The organism is Robertmurraya sp. (genome assembly GCF_036676585.1).
Lineage (GTDB): Bacteria > Bacillota > Bacilli > Bacillales > Cytobacillaceae > Robertmurraya_A.
Map to the genome: position 1 here is coordinate 1 of NZ_JAKFCQ010000094.1, position 12427 is coordinate 12427.

33 protein-coding genes are annotated in these 12427 nt (G+C 40.5%); 20 read left to right on the forward strand and 13 right to left on the reverse strand.

The window, feature by feature from the left end:
- Positions 1-84 precede the first annotated feature (84 nt).
- The 20 genes from ACGLXV_RS13005 to ACGLXV_RS13100 all read left to right on the forward strand — a co-directional run bounded on the left by ACGLXV_RS13005 (position 85) and on the right by ACGLXV_RS13100 (position 7744).
- Positions 85-345, forward strand: coding sequence for a hypothetical protein (locus ACGLXV_RS13005; protein ID WP_391558960.1), 261 nt, complete (start codon positions 85-87; stop codon positions 343-345).
- A gap of 10 nt (positions 346-355) precedes the next feature.
- Complete coding sequence (locus tag ACGLXV_RS13010) at positions 356-592, forward strand: hypothetical protein (protein WP_391558961.1); 237 nt, start codon at positions 356-358, stop codon at positions 590-592.
- The gene (locus ACGLXV_RS13015; protein WP_391558962.1) at positions 589-852 is read left to right on the forward strand and encodes a hypothetical protein; all 264 of its coding nucleotides are present in this window, start codon (positions 589-591) and stop codon (positions 850-852) included. Before ACGLXV_RS13010 ends, ACGLXV_RS13015 begins: the two co-directional genes overlap by 4 nt.
- Before the next feature lie 92 nt (positions 853-944).
- Positions 945-1202: a hypothetical protein gene (locus ACGLXV_RS13020; protein WP_391558963.1), complete on the forward strand. Its 258-nt coding sequence runs from the start codon at positions 945-947 to the stop codon at positions 1200-1202.
- A gap of 181 nt (positions 1203-1383) precedes the next feature.
- The gene (locus ACGLXV_RS13025) at positions 1384-1590 is read left to right on the forward strand and encodes a hypothetical protein (protein ID WP_391558964.1); all 207 of its coding nucleotides are present in this window, start codon (positions 1384-1386) and stop codon (positions 1588-1590) included.
- Between the two features lies 1 nt (position 1591).
- Positions 1592-1996, forward strand: a complete 405-nt coding sequence (locus ACGLXV_RS13030; RefSeq protein WP_391558965.1) for a hypothetical protein — start codon at positions 1592-1594, stop codon at positions 1994-1996.
- A 70-nt stretch (positions 1997-2066) separates the two neighbouring features.
- Positions 2067-2744 carry a hypothetical protein gene (locus tag ACGLXV_RS13035; RefSeq protein ID WP_391558966.1) on the forward strand — a complete coding sequence of 226 codons (678 nt, stop codon included), beginning with the start codon at positions 2067-2069 and terminating at the stop codon, positions 2742-2744.
- 133 nt (positions 2745-2877) lie between these two features.
- Positions 2878-3036 carry a hypothetical protein gene (locus ACGLXV_RS13040; RefSeq protein WP_391558967.1) on the forward strand — a complete coding sequence of 53 codons (159 nt, stop codon included), beginning with the start codon at positions 2878-2880 and terminating at the stop codon, positions 3034-3036.
- Position 3037: 1 nt separating this feature from the next.
- Positions 3038-3226: a hypothetical protein gene (locus ACGLXV_RS13045; RefSeq protein ID WP_391558968.1), complete on the forward strand. Its 189-nt coding sequence runs from the start codon at positions 3038-3040 to the stop codon at positions 3224-3226.
- A gap of 193 nt (positions 3227-3419) precedes the next feature.
- Positions 3420-3599: a hypothetical protein gene (locus ACGLXV_RS13050; protein WP_391558969.1), complete on the forward strand. Its 180-nt coding sequence runs from the start codon at positions 3420-3422 to the stop codon at positions 3597-3599.
- Positions 3600-3823: 224 nt separating this feature from the next.
- Positions 3824-4075, forward strand: a complete 252-nt coding sequence (locus ACGLXV_RS13055) for a hypothetical protein (protein WP_391558970.1) — start codon at positions 3824-3826, stop codon at positions 4073-4075.
- Positions 4076-4153: 78 nt separating this feature from the next.
- On the forward strand, positions 4154-4759 hold the full coding sequence (locus ACGLXV_RS13060) for a hypothetical protein (protein ID WP_391558971.1): 606 nt from the start codon (positions 4154-4156) through the stop codon (positions 4757-4759).
- Position 4760: 1 nt separating this feature from the next.
- Complete coding sequence (locus ACGLXV_RS13065; RefSeq protein WP_391558972.1) at positions 4761-5009, forward strand: hypothetical protein; 249 nt, start codon at positions 4761-4763, stop codon at positions 5007-5009.
- Positions 5006-5182 carry a hypothetical protein gene (locus tag ACGLXV_RS13070; RefSeq protein ID WP_391558973.1) on the forward strand — a complete coding sequence of 59 codons (177 nt, stop codon included), beginning with the start codon at positions 5006-5008 and terminating at the stop codon, positions 5180-5182. Before ACGLXV_RS13065 ends, ACGLXV_RS13070 begins: the two co-directional genes overlap by 4 nt.
- Positions 5179-5367 carry a hypothetical protein gene (locus ACGLXV_RS13075; protein WP_391558974.1) on the forward strand — a complete coding sequence of 63 codons (189 nt, stop codon included), beginning with the start codon at positions 5179-5181 and terminating at the stop codon, positions 5365-5367. The genes ACGLXV_RS13070 and ACGLXV_RS13075 overlap by 4 nt, the downstream gene beginning before the upstream one ends.
- A 61-nt stretch (positions 5368-5428) precedes the next feature.
- The gene (locus tag ACGLXV_RS13080) at positions 5429-5689 is read left to right on the forward strand and encodes a hypothetical protein (protein WP_391558975.1); all 261 of its coding nucleotides are present in this window, start codon (positions 5429-5431) and stop codon (positions 5687-5689) included.
- Between the two features lie 199 nt (positions 5690-5888).
- Entirely contained in the window at positions 5889-6086 is a 198-nt protein-coding gene (locus ACGLXV_RS13085) for a hypothetical protein (RefSeq protein WP_391558976.1), read from the forward strand.
- A complete protein-coding gene (locus ACGLXV_RS13090; RefSeq protein WP_391558977.1) occupies positions 6083-6358 on the forward strand; it encodes a hypothetical protein in 276 nt (91 codons plus the stop codon). Before ACGLXV_RS13085 ends, ACGLXV_RS13090 begins: the two co-directional genes overlap by 4 nt.
- A gap of 599 nt (positions 6359-6957) precedes the next feature.
- Positions 6958-7197 (forward strand): hypothetical protein, encoded by a 240-nt coding sequence (locus ACGLXV_RS13095; RefSeq protein WP_391558978.1) that lies wholly within the window; start codon positions 6958-6960, stop codon positions 7195-7197.
- Between the two features lie 313 nt (positions 7198-7510).
- On the forward strand, positions 7511-7744 hold the full coding sequence (locus ACGLXV_RS13100) for a hypothetical protein (RefSeq protein ID WP_391558979.1): 234 nt from the start codon (positions 7511-7513) through the stop codon (positions 7742-7744).
- 745 nt (positions 7745-8489) lie between these two features.
- Here the strand turns inward: ACGLXV_RS13100 and ACGLXV_RS13105 are convergent.
- From ACGLXV_RS13105 to ACGLXV_RS13165, 13 genes are all read right to left on the reverse strand, one after another.
- Positions 8490-9047, reverse strand: a complete 558-nt coding sequence (locus ACGLXV_RS13105) for an NUMOD4 domain-containing protein (protein WP_391558980.1) — start codon at positions 9045-9047, stop codon at positions 8490-8492.
- On the reverse strand, positions 9047-9262 hold the full coding sequence (locus ACGLXV_RS13110; protein ID WP_391558981.1) for a hypothetical protein: 216 nt from the start codon (positions 9260-9262) through the stop codon (positions 9047-9049). Before ACGLXV_RS13110 ends, ACGLXV_RS13105 begins: the two co-directional genes overlap by 1 nt.
- 129 nt (positions 9263-9391) lie before the next feature.
- Entirely contained in the window at positions 9392-9943 is a 552-nt protein-coding gene (locus ACGLXV_RS13115) for a hypothetical protein (protein ID WP_391558982.1), read from the reverse strand.
- Complete coding sequence (locus tag ACGLXV_RS13120; RefSeq protein ID WP_391558983.1) at positions 9940-10140, reverse strand: hypothetical protein; 201 nt, start codon at positions 10138-10140, stop codon at positions 9940-9942. The genes ACGLXV_RS13115 and ACGLXV_RS13120 overlap by 4 nt, the downstream gene beginning before the upstream one ends.
- Positions 10141-10243: 103 nt before the next feature.
- The gene (locus tag ACGLXV_RS13125; protein ID WP_391558984.1) at positions 10244-10444 is read right to left on the reverse strand and encodes a hypothetical protein; all 201 of its coding nucleotides are present in this window, start codon (positions 10442-10444) and stop codon (positions 10244-10246) included.
- Positions 10441-10644 (reverse strand): hypothetical protein, encoded by a 204-nt coding sequence (locus tag ACGLXV_RS13130; protein ID WP_391558985.1) that lies wholly within the window; start codon positions 10642-10644, stop codon positions 10441-10443. Before ACGLXV_RS13130 ends, ACGLXV_RS13125 begins: the two co-directional genes overlap by 4 nt.
- Before the next feature lies 1 nt (position 10645).
- On the reverse strand, positions 10646-11044 hold the full coding sequence (locus ACGLXV_RS13135; protein WP_391558986.1) for a hypothetical protein: 399 nt from the start codon (positions 11042-11044) through the stop codon (positions 10646-10648).
- Between the two features lie 160 nt (positions 11045-11204).
- The gene (locus tag ACGLXV_RS13140; protein ID WP_391558987.1) at positions 11205-11381 is read right to left on the reverse strand and encodes a hypothetical protein; all 177 of its coding nucleotides are present in this window, start codon (positions 11379-11381) and stop codon (positions 11205-11207) included.
- Positions 11378-11548, reverse strand: coding sequence for a hypothetical protein (locus ACGLXV_RS13145; RefSeq protein WP_391558988.1), 171 nt, complete (start codon positions 11546-11548; stop codon positions 11378-11380). The genes ACGLXV_RS13140 and ACGLXV_RS13145 overlap by 4 nt, the downstream gene beginning before the upstream one ends.
- Positions 11545-11745: a hypothetical protein gene (locus ACGLXV_RS13150; RefSeq protein ID WP_391558989.1), complete on the reverse strand. Its 201-nt coding sequence runs from the start codon at positions 11743-11745 to the stop codon at positions 11545-11547. Before ACGLXV_RS13150 ends, ACGLXV_RS13145 begins: the two co-directional genes overlap by 4 nt.
- Complete coding sequence (locus ACGLXV_RS13155) at positions 11723-11911, reverse strand: hypothetical protein (RefSeq protein ID WP_391558990.1); 189 nt, start codon at positions 11909-11911, stop codon at positions 11723-11725. Before ACGLXV_RS13155 ends, ACGLXV_RS13150 begins: the two co-directional genes overlap by 23 nt.
- A complete protein-coding gene (locus ACGLXV_RS13160; protein ID WP_391558991.1) occupies positions 11912-12085 on the reverse strand; it encodes a hypothetical protein in 174 nt (57 codons plus the stop codon).
- Between the two features lie 19 nt (positions 12086-12104).
- Positions 12105-12427 (reverse strand): hypothetical protein (locus ACGLXV_RS13165; RefSeq protein ID WP_391558992.1); only part of this gene is annotated, 323 nt, incomplete at its 5' end.

A 12427-nucleotide genomic window follows, 5' to 3' on the forward strand; every position in this document is an offset into this window, starting at 1 on the left:
ATTAGGGGAGTTTCTAGTCTCTCACGAAGACCGAACGGACGGTATGACATTTTATGCAACTAAAGAAGAACTGGAGTTGGTTAAATGAACCCTCTTGACCTATTAAAAACACAGCTACAGAATGCTTTGAATGAATCTACTGAAGATGTTGATTTCACCGAGGCTTTAGCAGATGCAATTTATGCCTGCAATCTCAGTATGAAAGCATTAGAACAGTTCATTAGTTCTTGGGTTCTACCCGATGCTCTCACCATTGGTAGAGAACTCGATGATTGTGATATCAGGTATGTGAAAGGTGTCAAATTCGTAGAAGACAAATGGCATCAAATAACTGGGATGTTTTAGGGAGAATATTATGAGTGACAATTATTATAAAGCTCTTGGCGAAATTGTTAAACTAACTCACGAAAATACTGAGTTGCGAAAGAATCTAGCTGAACTTGAACGAACTCTACGAATGGCGATCGGTGCTGGTCGAGTAACTGCACCAATCAGTAATAGTTGTGGAAGATGTGGTGCTGCCACTGTTGAATCCTGCAGTGATAAGGGTTGCTTTTTCTTTGAAAATGGTAATGGAGCGCCACAAGAATGAAACCCCAACACATTCCATCCAAACTAGAACAAGATTTAGAGCGTCTCCTAACCACACTCTTAAGCAATTCAGAGGGTAAAATGAACACAATCCAACAAGCTCTATTCCACACAGCAGCAACAGTTTATGAGATTGCTTCGGGGCAGAGCTTCACCCAGAGGGTGTTGATTCCTAAAGCGATTAAATTCTATAAAGAGAAAAGCTTGCTCGTTAAGGGAATCAATAGATATCTTCAATGGAGAGATTCTGCATTTCTTTAGAATTTTATTTCATGGCGGCTATTGCTTGTGGATCCGATCAGTGGCACATTGTCTCAACACTGAAACACAACTCAAACCGTAGGAGCTTTAAAATGACCACAGAAGTCAAAGCCGTACTGGAATCCTTGAATGATCCATTGATCTACAATCAAGCATTGATAGATTGCCGCAATGCGTTGAACCTTTCGAAAGAAACCCTTGAAGAACATTTTCTTTCTTGGCTTTGGGTTGGTGAGGATACACCACCTTATCAGGGAAGTGATTTGACCTACGCGCTTCAGTTGGGGGAGATTGAGGAAGAGCTTATTTTACAAGGGCTTATCTACACGGAAGGTCTGCCTACGAAATGATTTGAATTATTTTACACATTTTGCTTGCATTTGTGTAAGACATTTCCTACTCTATAGCCATGAGTAAGGGAGCACTGAATACGTGACAGGCAGTTAGTCACGGCCCACGGAGGTAAGCGAATAGAAATGGTTCTGTTCGTTACTTGGAACGGCGAGTTCCACATCCTAATAGGTGAATATCATGGCTAATCAAACACAGATCAAATCGTCATTCAGTCCAGTTACTGGCAGCAAAACCAGAAGGTGCTACAGTAAGCTTGATGGCAGTTTTATTGGAATTATCATTAAAGTAAAGCAAGGGTACGAAGTACGGCGGTTCCCAGATGGCAAGGTCCGTGTCAAGCCAACATTGGCACAAGCTTTTGCCTCAATCAGCCGGAGCAACTAACATGACTACTATTAAAGCCTACCTCGTTGAGGGTCACGGTAGGAGTTCGGTGTTTACTTCACCACAGCCTTGGGCTGAAGAAGATTCAAATTACAAAGTAGTTCCACTTGTACCGATGGAATTGGATAGCCCCCACGAGACAGAGTTTGTAGGGGAGGTTCTTCTGGAACCTCCGAGCCTGTCAAACACAGATGATACACAAGAACGTATTGAGTTGATGAACCAGCTCTTCGATTTGCAACAACAAGAGATCGACTTTTTGAAGGTAAGACTAGAGAAGTTTGTCGAGGTTGTGGAAGGCATCGTGGAATTAACCGAAGTGGTAAGTCAGAGCAGCATAGAAAACAGATCAAAGCTTCTAGTCATATCCAAGAGCTGTAATGACATACTGAAGCCTGATGAGTAACAACAACGACTGATTTTCAGTCTACAAAACAACCCCGTCTCGTGCGGGGTTTACCTATGGAGCGAAGAGAGTGGGAAGAAAAAGAAAAGAACCAAGTCCAACGTTGTATAGTTGGGGTATTAATGACCTGAAATATCACAGCGAATACTATCGTGATAACTATGAGGACTACAAAGGTGTGTATGGTAAATGGACAGGTATGATGAAGAGGGCCCTGTCACCCAAGTACTTAGCCAAGACTCCATCATACGTAGGTGCAAGTATCTGCGATGACTGGCAATACTTGTCTGAGTTCAAGATGTGGACAACAGATCAAGTGTGGAAGGGTTTAGAGTTGGACAAGGACATCTTGGTTGTGGGCAATAAACACTACTCTCCCGAAACGTGTGCTTACGTGCCTAAGTATGTGAACTACTGTTTCCTGACTAAACAAGGTGGTCGTGGGGATTGTTCTTCAATTGGTGTTTATGTGGTTTCAGATAAACGACACCCTAACTGGATACCAACCAAACCTTTTAGCGCTCAAGTAAACGATGGGTTGGGTAATTATCTAGCACTAGGTAGATACACTGAACAAATGGATGCACACCGAGCATGGCAGTTAGCAAAGGCTGATATAATTGAAAACACAGTCTTACGATACATGCTTGAGCCTTGCTACCGACAAGACGTAGCCAATGCAATCTACCTTCGCGCTGAAATGCTAAGGGATGACCATGCAAACCATCGAGAAACATTCTCACTCTAATTGAGGGACCGCTCGGTCCCTTTTTCTTTACCTGTGTGAAAAATAAATTGAAAATAATTGTTGACTCATCTGCGCAGCGTGCTATTCTGTCTTTAACGAAGCAAACAATACACAAGGACAAGGAACCGCAGCCATGACCACCTACGTAATCATCGACATTCAGACTAAAACCACGGTTGGCAAGGTCTATACTGAACGTAAACGTGCATCTGCTCAGGCTAACCGTCTGGACATGAAGTACGGAGCGATTCGTTATGTGGTTAAATCTATTTATGCTGATGAGGCTAACTAAAATGAACAAGCCTAAATTGATCGAAGCTTTCAAACTGGACAAGAAAGTAGTAGGCAACATCTACCTTGATAGCGAAGGATACTTCTATCGTCCTAAGGGTTATGGTGGCAAGGCTCATAATCCAAATCATGATGGTGAACACTTCAAGTCTCTTGGTCTAGTACTCAGATCGTTGGAAGGTGTAGAATGATCACTCTCAAATGCTTCAACTCAGTAATAATGACAGACGGCTCTATAGCCTTCAAAGCTGGTGAAAGCTATCAGTTTAGCCTGAAGAGTAACGGCGACATTCAACGCTTTCACAACAACACTGTTCATATCTTTTATTGTGTTGGGCAACAAGCTTGGACTAATTATTTTAAGTATGATTTGGAGGATAAGTGATGAGCAAGTTTAAAATCAGCGATCAAGTTAAAGTTAATAATGAGTATTCTGGCTTCTACAATAACGTAGGTTTTGTAACCGAAGTTTTGGAGGATTCAGGCTTACCATACACTCTTGTGTTTGATGCTGCAGATGACTTCTCCTATTTTGCTGAAGATGAATTGGAGCTTATCTCATGAGCCTCAAGATGTGCAACTGCAAACAATGTGGTGTACAGATAGGTGTTAAGTCTGGTCTATCTGGTGGTGGACACTTCATCAACATTGTGTTAGTGTTACTGACAGGTTTACTGTGGGTCGTTCCCTATGTTTTGATTCTTGCAGTGAGTGGTAAAACCCTTTGTAGTAAATGTGGGCGTAAAGCTCGACAACTTTAGTTTAAACTTTAAATTAGGAGAGAAGTAATGGAATTAGCTTTTATCGTGTACTGCATTGGTATCCTTCCGGGTATTGCAGCGTTCTTTGGTGTGACGGATGGTGTTAGCCTGCTGTTGCTGTTAGGTGCAGCTTTCTATTTCACTGTGGATATGAATTCTTGGGATAGCAAAGAAACTACCGAAGGTAAGAAAGCGGGACGACGTAAAGCCTTGCGTTGGATTTGGCTATTGAATTGGCAGCGAGACAAACGTGCGAACGTACTGCCGAAGCTTTACTGAAAAGATATACTTGACAGTGAGTAGAAAACCTCCTAGAATCTAGACATTGAAAGGTGATTTGGATTCAGGAGGTGTATCTTGCGTAACTATATCGTTGCAAGTTGGAGTGACGCGGATCAATATGATTATAGCGGGGAAATGCTTGGAGGCTCACGGCATCAAGGTCGTTCTCAGCGTGTCCACTTTAATCCAGACGGTTCGGCTTGCGTAGCATCTTATGGTGACGATGAAGTTAAAACTAAAAAAATCAACATTAAAGATCGCATACTACCTCAATTTAAGAGGTTACAAACCCTCCAAGGAATGATGCTGGACCTTGAACGAGAGTACAAAACAACAGACATGTCAATATCTGAGTACTCTGTTCTACGTGACGTGTTAGTGAGCAAGGTTCAGCGTGTTGAAGTATTATATCGCAAGGCTATAGCTCAAAAGCCTGCCCAAACCCCAGAAGATGAGGAAGAAACCTATGCAGATTCCCTCTCTACCCCTTCAGACAACAACGGACATGGGGAGAGCTATTCGTCGCCTGTAGGGGGTAGATTCTTCGCAGAAGTCATCGATGAATTGAGTGATCAAAATTCTTTTAAATCTTTCTTAAAAAATGCTTGCCTTGTCACCAGAACCTTAGTAACATGGTCGCAACAGGCAGCAGCCTACTACAGAACTCTCAAAGAGGTGTAAAATGAAATATTCAATCGAAACAAAAGAGGTTGGTGCAGGCTGGAATGGTGATAGCGGCTTTCGTTTCCGTCTTGTCCGTGACGATGGAGAAAGTCAAATCGTGAGTGGTTGGGCACGCTATGATCAGGTTGCGTTCTTGGATTATACAGCAGCTGTTACACCATACTACACAGAACACTCTGAAATTGTCATTGTGAACCTAGAACAAGCAATGTATTCCATTGCTGTAGGGCAGGATTATTCACAATGACCACACAACACAATCCATCTGTACACATCACACTAAGTGCTGCTATGATACGGATTGAAGAATTAGCAAATGAAGGACACACAAGCATGAAAGTGTGGCGTGAGCTTGGTTTGTGGTATACAATTGTTAATGATAATGTTGCTCAGAATGTGAGTGAAGGAGAGGGGAAATGAAAGACACAGCTGTTCAGAAAGCATATGAAGATCTTGCACGTCAAGTGGAAATACAGCTACACTATCTAGATGCTCAAGACACAGGACCATTTGACAGCTCTCCTTTGATGCTTCAAAAGGCTGATAAAGATGTGAGAAAAGCTTTGGAAAATGTGAAGAAAGTGCTTGCATTGGGCAGTGAATAAGAATAATATAGCTCTATCGAAAGCAAACAAGCCTTTAGGCTAAACCTTCTGGAGAGTCACCATGTACAACACCACTAAAGAAGCTTCCCAAGCGGTTCGTCAGGCGATGAAGACTCTTGGATTTAAAGTGAACGTCAGCATTGTTTCGGGTAGCCGCGCTGTACGTGTAGTCACTAAAACTTATGAGACTAAATTCTCTGAAGGAGAGAAACAAGTCATTCTTAAGCAGCTTCATTCCATGGGCTTCACTGGTGTACGTGGTACAGACTTGAGCAAGATGTTGACTTGTGATCCTAATCAAATTGAAGGCTATTTGAAATGAACACCATCCACACAGAAGCTTTCTCTGAAGCTTTCGCAGAAAGCCATCCCTACGAATATAAACAAAAATACACAAGCAAGAAGGGTAAACACAGCTATAGTAGTAATGAAACATCCTTCACAAAGAAAGCAAAGAGTTGTCACAATAGTGACTATAAGCAAGCTAGGGATGTAAAACGGATGAATTGGGAGATGAATTGATGGAATTTAAAATGAATGACCGGGTTGTTATTACTAATCAGTCCTCAACAACCTACGGAATGCTTGGTACGGTCACTAAAGTGTTTCAAGGATTAGACGTCCTTCTCGATACGGATTGTTTGAATATCGAAGATGGTGAAGACCCTCGAGACTTTGCTTTGTGGTATCACCCCGACGAATTGGAGATTGTCTCATGACCACTCACTTCACCGAAGGCTCTAAATACCTCCTAAAACAATCCATTTTCAACCGCCATACTCTTCTGTGCACATATGTTGACAACACAACAGCTTATCTGAAAGTTGCTGGACAAAATACATTAACAGACTATCGTTATGAGCTTAAGGGGAAGAGGTTGTATAAATGGAGCCAGCAGTATCAAGTGTGGGATAGGTTGGAGGAATATAGCCTGACGGAGATTGGGGTTGGTAGTGTCAATACAGGTTATGAAACTTATAAGGTGATTTGATTAATGAAATTTATTATCTTCGCAACTATCTGCACAATGATAGCCTACCCTTTCTGGGGAGCAGTTCTCTATGCTGATCCTTGGAAGTGGATTTTTAAGGAGTAAAATAAATAGAGATAAACCTTACAGGCCGCTTGACGGCCTTCTTGTTTGCCTATACAATTACTACATCAAAGACAAACACAGGAAACACCATCATGTACACTATTCTCCTCTACGTAGCACTCTGCACCTCTCCTAGTCAATGTGATGAATATCAGCCAGCATCTTGGTCTGTTAGCACACAACAAGAAGAGGATCAAGCATTTAAAGAGTGTGCTAAGCTTGAACGTAAGTACATGGCCATGAAAGGTTATAAAGAATCGGACTGCTACATAGCTGAATAATCAAGGAGAATTAAAATGTTCTTGTCAATAGCTTTTCTTCTCTATTCATTTACTAAAGACAACACGAATGTAAAGACAGAGCCTGTTTATCACAAGATATGGAGTGATAGTGGTGAAGCTATAATGAGTGATAAATATTGAAAATAAATCTTGTGTTAGGTTAGTAGGTGGGCTATAGTTACCTTACTGAAACGAACAGTGGAGTAAGACGAAATGACCATCAAATCTTCAAAACCAGTTGAATACAAGATCACTGACTATAAAGGGAATGAATCTGTACTGACTGGTTATAAGTCCCTTCGTAAGAACATCTACGGTAACTGGAAAGGCTACATTGGCCGTAATGATGTAGAAATGTTTGCTTCCGCTTTCGATGCAGCCCACTGGTTCTTAGGATATGACTGTGGGGCTGAAGACATCACAAACTTCCTTAAACTGAACAACATGCACTGAGGACAATATCATGTCACAACGTGAGCACTTCGACAAACAACCAGTCATCACTCCCTTCATTATCAATGGCTTGATCTTGTGGGACTATGTAGAACGTGCTGAGCAGTATACATCTTTCCTGATGTTTGGTGATTACGGGTGGTATGCTCCAGTCCTCTTCGAGAGACTGGAGCACTCCTGTTAAGTTTGAATGCTGTAACGTTCTGAGAAGCTTTAAATAAATCAAAATTCTTTGAAAATAAGTGTTGACGACATGGTCCAGTCTGTTATACTAACCACACAGACAAAGAAAACCTCTTAAAGGAATACGGAAATGAAAACTGAAACCAGCCTGATTGCTATCAACATGCAAGAGGTCCGTGAACAACTTAAAGAAGAACATCGTCGTCCTAGCTGTGTAGTTCTTCAGGCTGACGGTAAGTACTGGAGACATGAACAGAAAGCAGTCAAGAGCAAACCCCTTGCAACCCTCCTTACTGAAAAAGAAGCTTTAATGGTTATTGAGAAAGGGGTTACAGGTCAAGTACAATACTACGGTAGCCGTTAATTCAAGCAGGGAATTATAAGCCTCTCACTTGAGAGGCTTAATGTTATCGATAGTATTAATAAAACATCTCTCCAGTATCTCTTTCGTTGATACTACTAAACTCAGTCAAAGCCTTATCAATTCTAGTGTACAAGTGTACTCTCAAAGTCTATTAGATGCGTTCTAGTGGCTGTGCGAGTGTGGTTAAAGTATCCTTGTGTGTTAAGCACGATGCTCTCTATCTCCACAATTTCCCATCCCACATACTGGGACAGACTAATAATCCCTCCCAAACACCTGTCCAATACACCTCAGCTACACATATCAGCTGCCTAGTAGTGTGTTGTTAGGCTATGTTGACAAGAGAGGGTGAGGTGTGGTAACTAAGGATTAGTGACAAGGTGTCTTGATAGGTTATGTGTATGAGGTAACATTTAACAATAAATAGATTATGCGAACTGTTACGTTATACCACGCTCAGTAGTGAATAATAACTATCGATCAGTGACTTGGCACAAAGCTTGCTAGTGCTAGGTACAGTCTATTGACTAGATAGACTTGATAGAATTTCTCTATATTTTATTATTTGGCACGGTTATTGCCGTCGTACGCCTAGGTGCGTTAAGACAAGCTACTAGAGATCTGGCAGTCTTGAGAGTTGAGTACCTTATAAACCAAGGCTTACAGGCCACTTACCATATTTTCTAGGCACAAAAATAGGAGTCGCTAATGAAAGCTGACTCCTGAAATAGAGGGGGTTGTAAATTTACACTTCTGGAAGAAGGTGTTTCCAAGTACGACCTTTGACTATATCCTCAAAAGCACTCCTCGAAATACCATAGCTTGCAATTACTTTCTTAATACCTCCATACTCAATTGTTGGGTAGATATCCCTAATCTCTAACACTTGCTCCTCTGTAAGCTTTGATAAGTGCTGATCTTCACCTTTAGGTACTTTGATGATTACCGTTTTAAACTTATCACTTGCTACATAGTGAGCTTTATTCTCTTTCTCAGTCACCCACTCAAGATTAGACATTTTATTATTTGTTGTGTCTAAATCCTTATGATTAACTTCTAGTTGTTCCATTGCAGGATTGGGTTGAAAAGTCATCATAACAAGCCTATGCACAAGTAACGACTTACGCTTTCTTGGTTCAGGATAAAGTTGTACTAGAATATAGCCTGTTGTATTTGGACTGCCTTTAAGAATTATCTCTTGTCGTCTGTAAGCCTTTACCAAACTCTTAACACACCCCATGTTACTAACTTGGTAGCCGGGATACCCTTCAATATCTTTCCAAATCTCAATTTCAGTTTCCATCACTTCTTCCCTCGTTTATAATTCCTAATCTTATACATCTTCAAAGCTTCCTGTTCTTCACGTTCCACCTTCAACGCATATTGATAATACAAATCTTTCAGATGCTCTTGTTCAGCCTTTGTTAACAGCTTTCCGGTTGGAGTATTACCTACATTATCCCCAAGCTTACGGTAGTATTGGCTTACACTCATTTCTATTTTGATATCTCGTTTCAACAGTTAACTCCTAGTAGATATTTCTCTGTCTTATGTATAATAAGTAATGTAAATACAACTAGCCCCAGAAATAGGGGCTTACAGGTGTATCAATTCATCATTGGTGATGAGTTCGTTTTAAACGAAGTGCTAATCAGCAGAATATGAAGATCCATACCAACTAGCAATCTTCATTTCTCGATATCTAACATCACCTTTCCAGCCATAGGTTGGGTTGACTTCAATAACAATATCGCCCCTGAATGGTTTGTTTCTATGGTTAACCTTCAGTACATTTGGATCTAGACTCTTAATCAGACGAGATATGTTTGCTTCTGTAGTCCCACAAGAGCATAGGTCTTTCACTGTGCCAATATAGATATTCCATCCCGTAAGATTGAGAACAACATGTGTAATCAGTTTAAGTTGTAATGGGGTTAATAGATCTTGATTCAAAGCATCCAGCAAGTTATGAGATGTGAGATAAGGCTTATCGTTGATATATCCATCCATTACAGATAGACACTCAATCAAGCTGTCTTTGGTTACACAGTCTTGAGGATATTTGGTATCCACACCTACATACTTATCAAAGGTTCCCATCTTAACAGCTTTAGGTTTCTTGTGATAAAGAAGTTCTCCTGTCACTGTATCGAAGACTGTCAAGCCTTCGTGTTTGGTTTCTAATGTTCTTACACTCATTCTTTATTCAGCCTTTGCTGTGCAAGCTTATAGTCTTTATAAAGCTGTCCTTCTCCGTATTGTGCATTGTATCTGGTTTTCATCCTGACCAGTTCGGGATATTTAGCACAAGGATCGCTTGGTGTTGATCTTAATTGGACAGAAGCCAAAAGCTCTTTAATTTCTTCTTGTGTTAGTGGTGGTCTTGGTTTAAACATTATTCAACCTCCTTAAATATCCAAGTCCAAGGATCGCCATAAACCACAGCTCCGAAGAACGGATATGAAATTACAATAACACCTAGTGTAAATAATATGAAACTCACTCCCATCTCCCCTTACGATAATATGGTTTTGGTTTCTTCTTAACACTCTCGGCATCCATCTTATCAGACACATATTCGATAATAGCGTTCTTTATCTGCATATCAATACGTTCTTCAATAGTGCCAAACTTTATTTCAATTTTGTTCCACTGATCATCAGTGATGTCTTTACATTCATCCCAAATTATAAAGCTCATTCTTGATTCTCCTGAAGTTTCTCCCACTCTGCTACCCAATCATCTGGTGTAAATGTTTTCATCCGTTCAGGAAAAACATATCCTTCAGAGAAATCAGGCAGTGGTCTCAAACACATCTTCCCATCTCCAAGTCCACTCTCCTTCACACACTTAGATTTCTGTCTACTTCCGCATGAGCATTTCTCATATGTGTCTGTCATGTTATTCTCCCAAATAAACCCTCATAGCCCACGTTACTTGCCTACGCAAGCCTTCTTTGTAATCATAAATAACTCCATCAACAACAGCCAGCGCATGACCCCTTACACAGACATAGAATCTGCCCGTGTTGTGTTTCTCTATGAAATTCTTCAATGTAATTCTGTTTGTCTTTGAATAGGGACCAATTTTGTATTTAGTTTTCTTCAAGCTTGGTGCCAACACATCACGGCTAATAATACCTTTCCTGTTCTGCCGTCCGCAATTATGTTTTAAGTGTGCATGAGCTTTCTCATAGGTTGTGTCAAAGACTACAGCAAACGCTTTGACAGTGCAATCATTTGTTTCACGCATTGCCTTTGTGTTTTGACTGAACATGTCTGCTGAGTTTTTGAATTCCATTATCTAGTCCTTCTACAATAATTCTCACATTCAGGCTGGTAGCACCCTTTTGATTTAAACCACAACCAATTAGGTTTCATCCCACTACCACATAGAGGGCACGGATTACCATTGCATCCTGCACGCATGAGCGGGGGTTTAGGTGGCTCTAATTTACTAGTCATTTATTTTCAATAACCTCTGGTAGTAAATTTTTAATTTTACGGTATAGGTCTGGATCTTTCTCTAACAAAGAATATCCCTCCTTCCAACTCCACTCAAGTTCTTTGGAGAAGAAATGTGTATTCAGCAGGTCTATTAGGACTTCTTCGAGTTGCATCTCTCGTTTTGATATCATTTCTCACTCAACTCCTGAAGTGCACCCTTATATTTCTCAAACATAATTTCAAATGCTTGTTCAAGTGTAAGGTTATTAGGTTTAGGTTCACAACTACGTGGTGGTGCAGTAGGCGCCTTTGACCTTTGAATATCCTCAGGCATTGGTGTTGGTGCTTTAGCTGTCATTTGTAAATCTCCTTGCTAAACCATCTAGAACTGCTTTCAATTTCACCTCTTATCCATTGTCTGCAATATTCAGGATCATTGATCAACCTATTCTCATCAGGGCATTGAGTGTTATATTTCTCCAAATCACCCTCTAGTTCACTACGTAATTCCCTCAATTCTTTATCTAGCTGTTCAATCTTTTCGTTGAATGTCATTCATAAACTCCTCAACTAGACTGCCCACATTTACAAACCTGTAGTTCACATATCCACTAGCTGCAAATTCATCAGGAAACTGAACCAGAGCACACTTATGTGTATCACTAGCCCAGCGGATGAAGTCTTTGATCAATTGTTTCTCAGGGGAATATTCTGTGGTCATTCATTCACCCTCACCAACAGCCGTATAAATCACAGCAACAATAACAAGAGGCCACAGAAGACACAATATCCAATCATTCTTCAAATCATATTTCTTACCCTTAGCCGTGCTGATGTGCGCGTGGATGTAGGATACTATAAGTGCAACGATGAAATAGATAATAAGTAAGGTCATTTCATTAAGCCTCCTGAGGCTAGTCTTCAAAATATTTGTTGTATTTAGCAACGGTTGTGATGTATCTGTCAAGCTCACTTGCATTTATACATTTAGCTACAGAACTTGTATACGTGTACCAACACTCTTTAAGATACTGCCTATCTTTGACTTTCAGAAATCTCATAGAGAATTTACTAGCCTTAGCCTCTTCCTCAAGCCTTACAAATACATCATCTTCATAATTGAATTTCAGTCTAGAACCAAAGGCAGCTTTTGCATATTTGTTATCAAATTTCAAAGACCTTGTAGCCACCTCATGGCCCACTTCATGGTATAACACTTGAAAGAAGTTCTTCTGGA

Excerpts from the sequence above, each read along its gene's own strand:
- ACGLXV_RS13005 (WP_391558960.1), top strand. The coding sequence starts at position 85 with ATGAACCCTCTTGACCTATTAAAAACACAGCTACAGAATGCTTTGAAT.
- ACGLXV_RS13010 (WP_391558961.1), top strand. The coding sequence starts at position 356 with ATGAGTGACAATTATTATAAAGCTCTTGGCGAAATTGTTAAACTAACT.
- ACGLXV_RS13015 (WP_391558962.1), top strand. The coding sequence starts at position 589 with ATGAAACCCCAACACATTCCATCCAAACTAGAACAAGATTTAGAGCGT.
- ACGLXV_RS13020 (WP_391558963.1), top strand. The coding sequence starts at position 945 with ATGACCACAGAAGTCAAAGCCGTACTGGAATCCTTGAATGATCCATTG.
- ACGLXV_RS13025 (WP_391558964.1), top strand. The coding sequence starts at position 1,384 with ATGGCTAATCAAACACAGATCAAATCGTCATTCAGTCCAGTTACTGGC.
- ACGLXV_RS13030 (WP_391558965.1), top strand. The coding sequence starts at position 1,592 with ATGACTACTATTAAAGCCTACCTCGTTGAGGGTCACGGTAGGAGTTCG.
- ACGLXV_RS13040 (WP_391558967.1), top strand. The coding sequence starts at position 2,878 with ATGACCACCTACGTAATCATCGACATTCAGACTAAAACCACGGTTGGC.
- ACGLXV_RS13045 (WP_391558968.1), top strand. The coding sequence starts at position 3,038 with ATGAACAAGCCTAAATTGATCGAAGCTTTCAAACTGGACAAGAAAGTA.
- ACGLXV_RS13050 (WP_391558969.1), top strand. The coding sequence starts at position 3,420 with ATGAGCAAGTTTAAAATCAGCGATCAAGTTAAAGTTAATAATGAGTAT.
- ACGLXV_RS13055 (WP_391558970.1), top strand. The coding sequence starts at position 3,824 with ATGGAATTAGCTTTTATCGTGTACTGCATTGGTATCCTTCCGGGTATT.
- ACGLXV_RS13065 (WP_391558972.1), top strand. The coding sequence starts at position 4,761 with ATGAAATATTCAATCGAAACAAAAGAGGTTGGTGCAGGCTGGAATGGT.
- ACGLXV_RS13070 (WP_391558973.1), top strand. The coding sequence starts at position 5,006 with ATGACCACACAACACAATCCATCTGTACACATCACACTAAGTGCTGCT.
- ACGLXV_RS13075 (WP_391558974.1), top strand. The coding sequence starts at position 5,179 with ATGAAAGACACAGCTGTTCAGAAAGCATATGAAGATCTTGCACGTCAA.
- ACGLXV_RS13080 (WP_391558975.1), top strand. The coding sequence starts at position 5,429 with ATGTACAACACCACTAAAGAAGCTTCCCAAGCGGTTCGTCAGGCGATG.
- ACGLXV_RS13085 (WP_391558976.1), top strand. The coding sequence starts at position 5,889 with ATGGAATTTAAAATGAATGACCGGGTTGTTATTACTAATCAGTCCTCA.
- ACGLXV_RS13090 (WP_391558977.1), top strand. The coding sequence starts at position 6,083 with ATGACCACTCACTTCACCGAAGGCTCTAAATACCTCCTAAAACAATCC.
- ACGLXV_RS13095 (WP_391558978.1), top strand. The coding sequence starts at position 6,958 with ATGACCATCAAATCTTCAAAACCAGTTGAATACAAGATCACTGACTAT.
- ACGLXV_RS13100 (WP_391558979.1), top strand. The coding sequence starts at position 7,511 with ATGAAAACTGAAACCAGCCTGATTGCTATCAACATGCAAGAGGTCCGT.
- ACGLXV_RS13105 (WP_391558980.1), bottom strand. The coding sequence starts at position 9,047 with ATGGAAACTGAAATTGAGATTTGGAAAGATATTGAAGGGTATCCCGGC.
- ACGLXV_RS13115 (WP_391558982.1), bottom strand. The coding sequence starts at position 9,943 with ATGAGTGTAAGAACATTAGAAACCAAACACGAAGGCTTGACAGTCTTC.
- ACGLXV_RS13120 (WP_391558983.1), bottom strand. The coding sequence starts at position 10,140 with ATGTTTAAACCAAGACCACCACTAACACAAGAAGAAATTAAAGAGCTT.
- ACGLXV_RS13125 (WP_391558984.1), bottom strand. The coding sequence starts at position 10,444 with ATGAGCTTTATAATTTGGGATGAATGTAAAGACATCACTGATGATCAG.
- ACGLXV_RS13130 (WP_391558985.1), bottom strand. The coding sequence starts at position 10,644 with ATGACAGACACATATGAGAAATGCTCATGCGGAAGTAGACAGAAATCT.
- ACGLXV_RS13135 (WP_391558986.1), bottom strand. The coding sequence starts at position 11,044 with ATGGAATTCAAAAACTCAGCAGACATGTTCAGTCAAAACACAAAGGCA.
- ACGLXV_RS13140 (WP_391558987.1), bottom strand. The coding sequence starts at position 11,381 with ATGATATCAAAACGAGAGATGCAACTCGAAGAAGTCCTAATAGACCTG.
- ACGLXV_RS13145 (WP_391558988.1), bottom strand. The coding sequence starts at position 11,548 with ATGACAGCTAAAGCACCAACACCAATGCCTGAGGATATTCAAAGGTCA.
- ACGLXV_RS13150 (WP_391558989.1), bottom strand. The coding sequence starts at position 11,745 with ATGACATTCAACGAAAAGATTGAACAGCTAGATAAAGAATTGAGGGAA.
- ACGLXV_RS13155 (WP_391558990.1), bottom strand. The coding sequence starts at position 11,911 with ATGACCACAGAATATTCCCCTGAGAAACAATTGATCAAAGACTTCATC.
- ACGLXV_RS13160 (WP_391558991.1), bottom strand. The coding sequence starts at position 12,085 with ATGACCTTACTTATTATCTATTTCATCGTTGCACTTATAGTATCCTAC.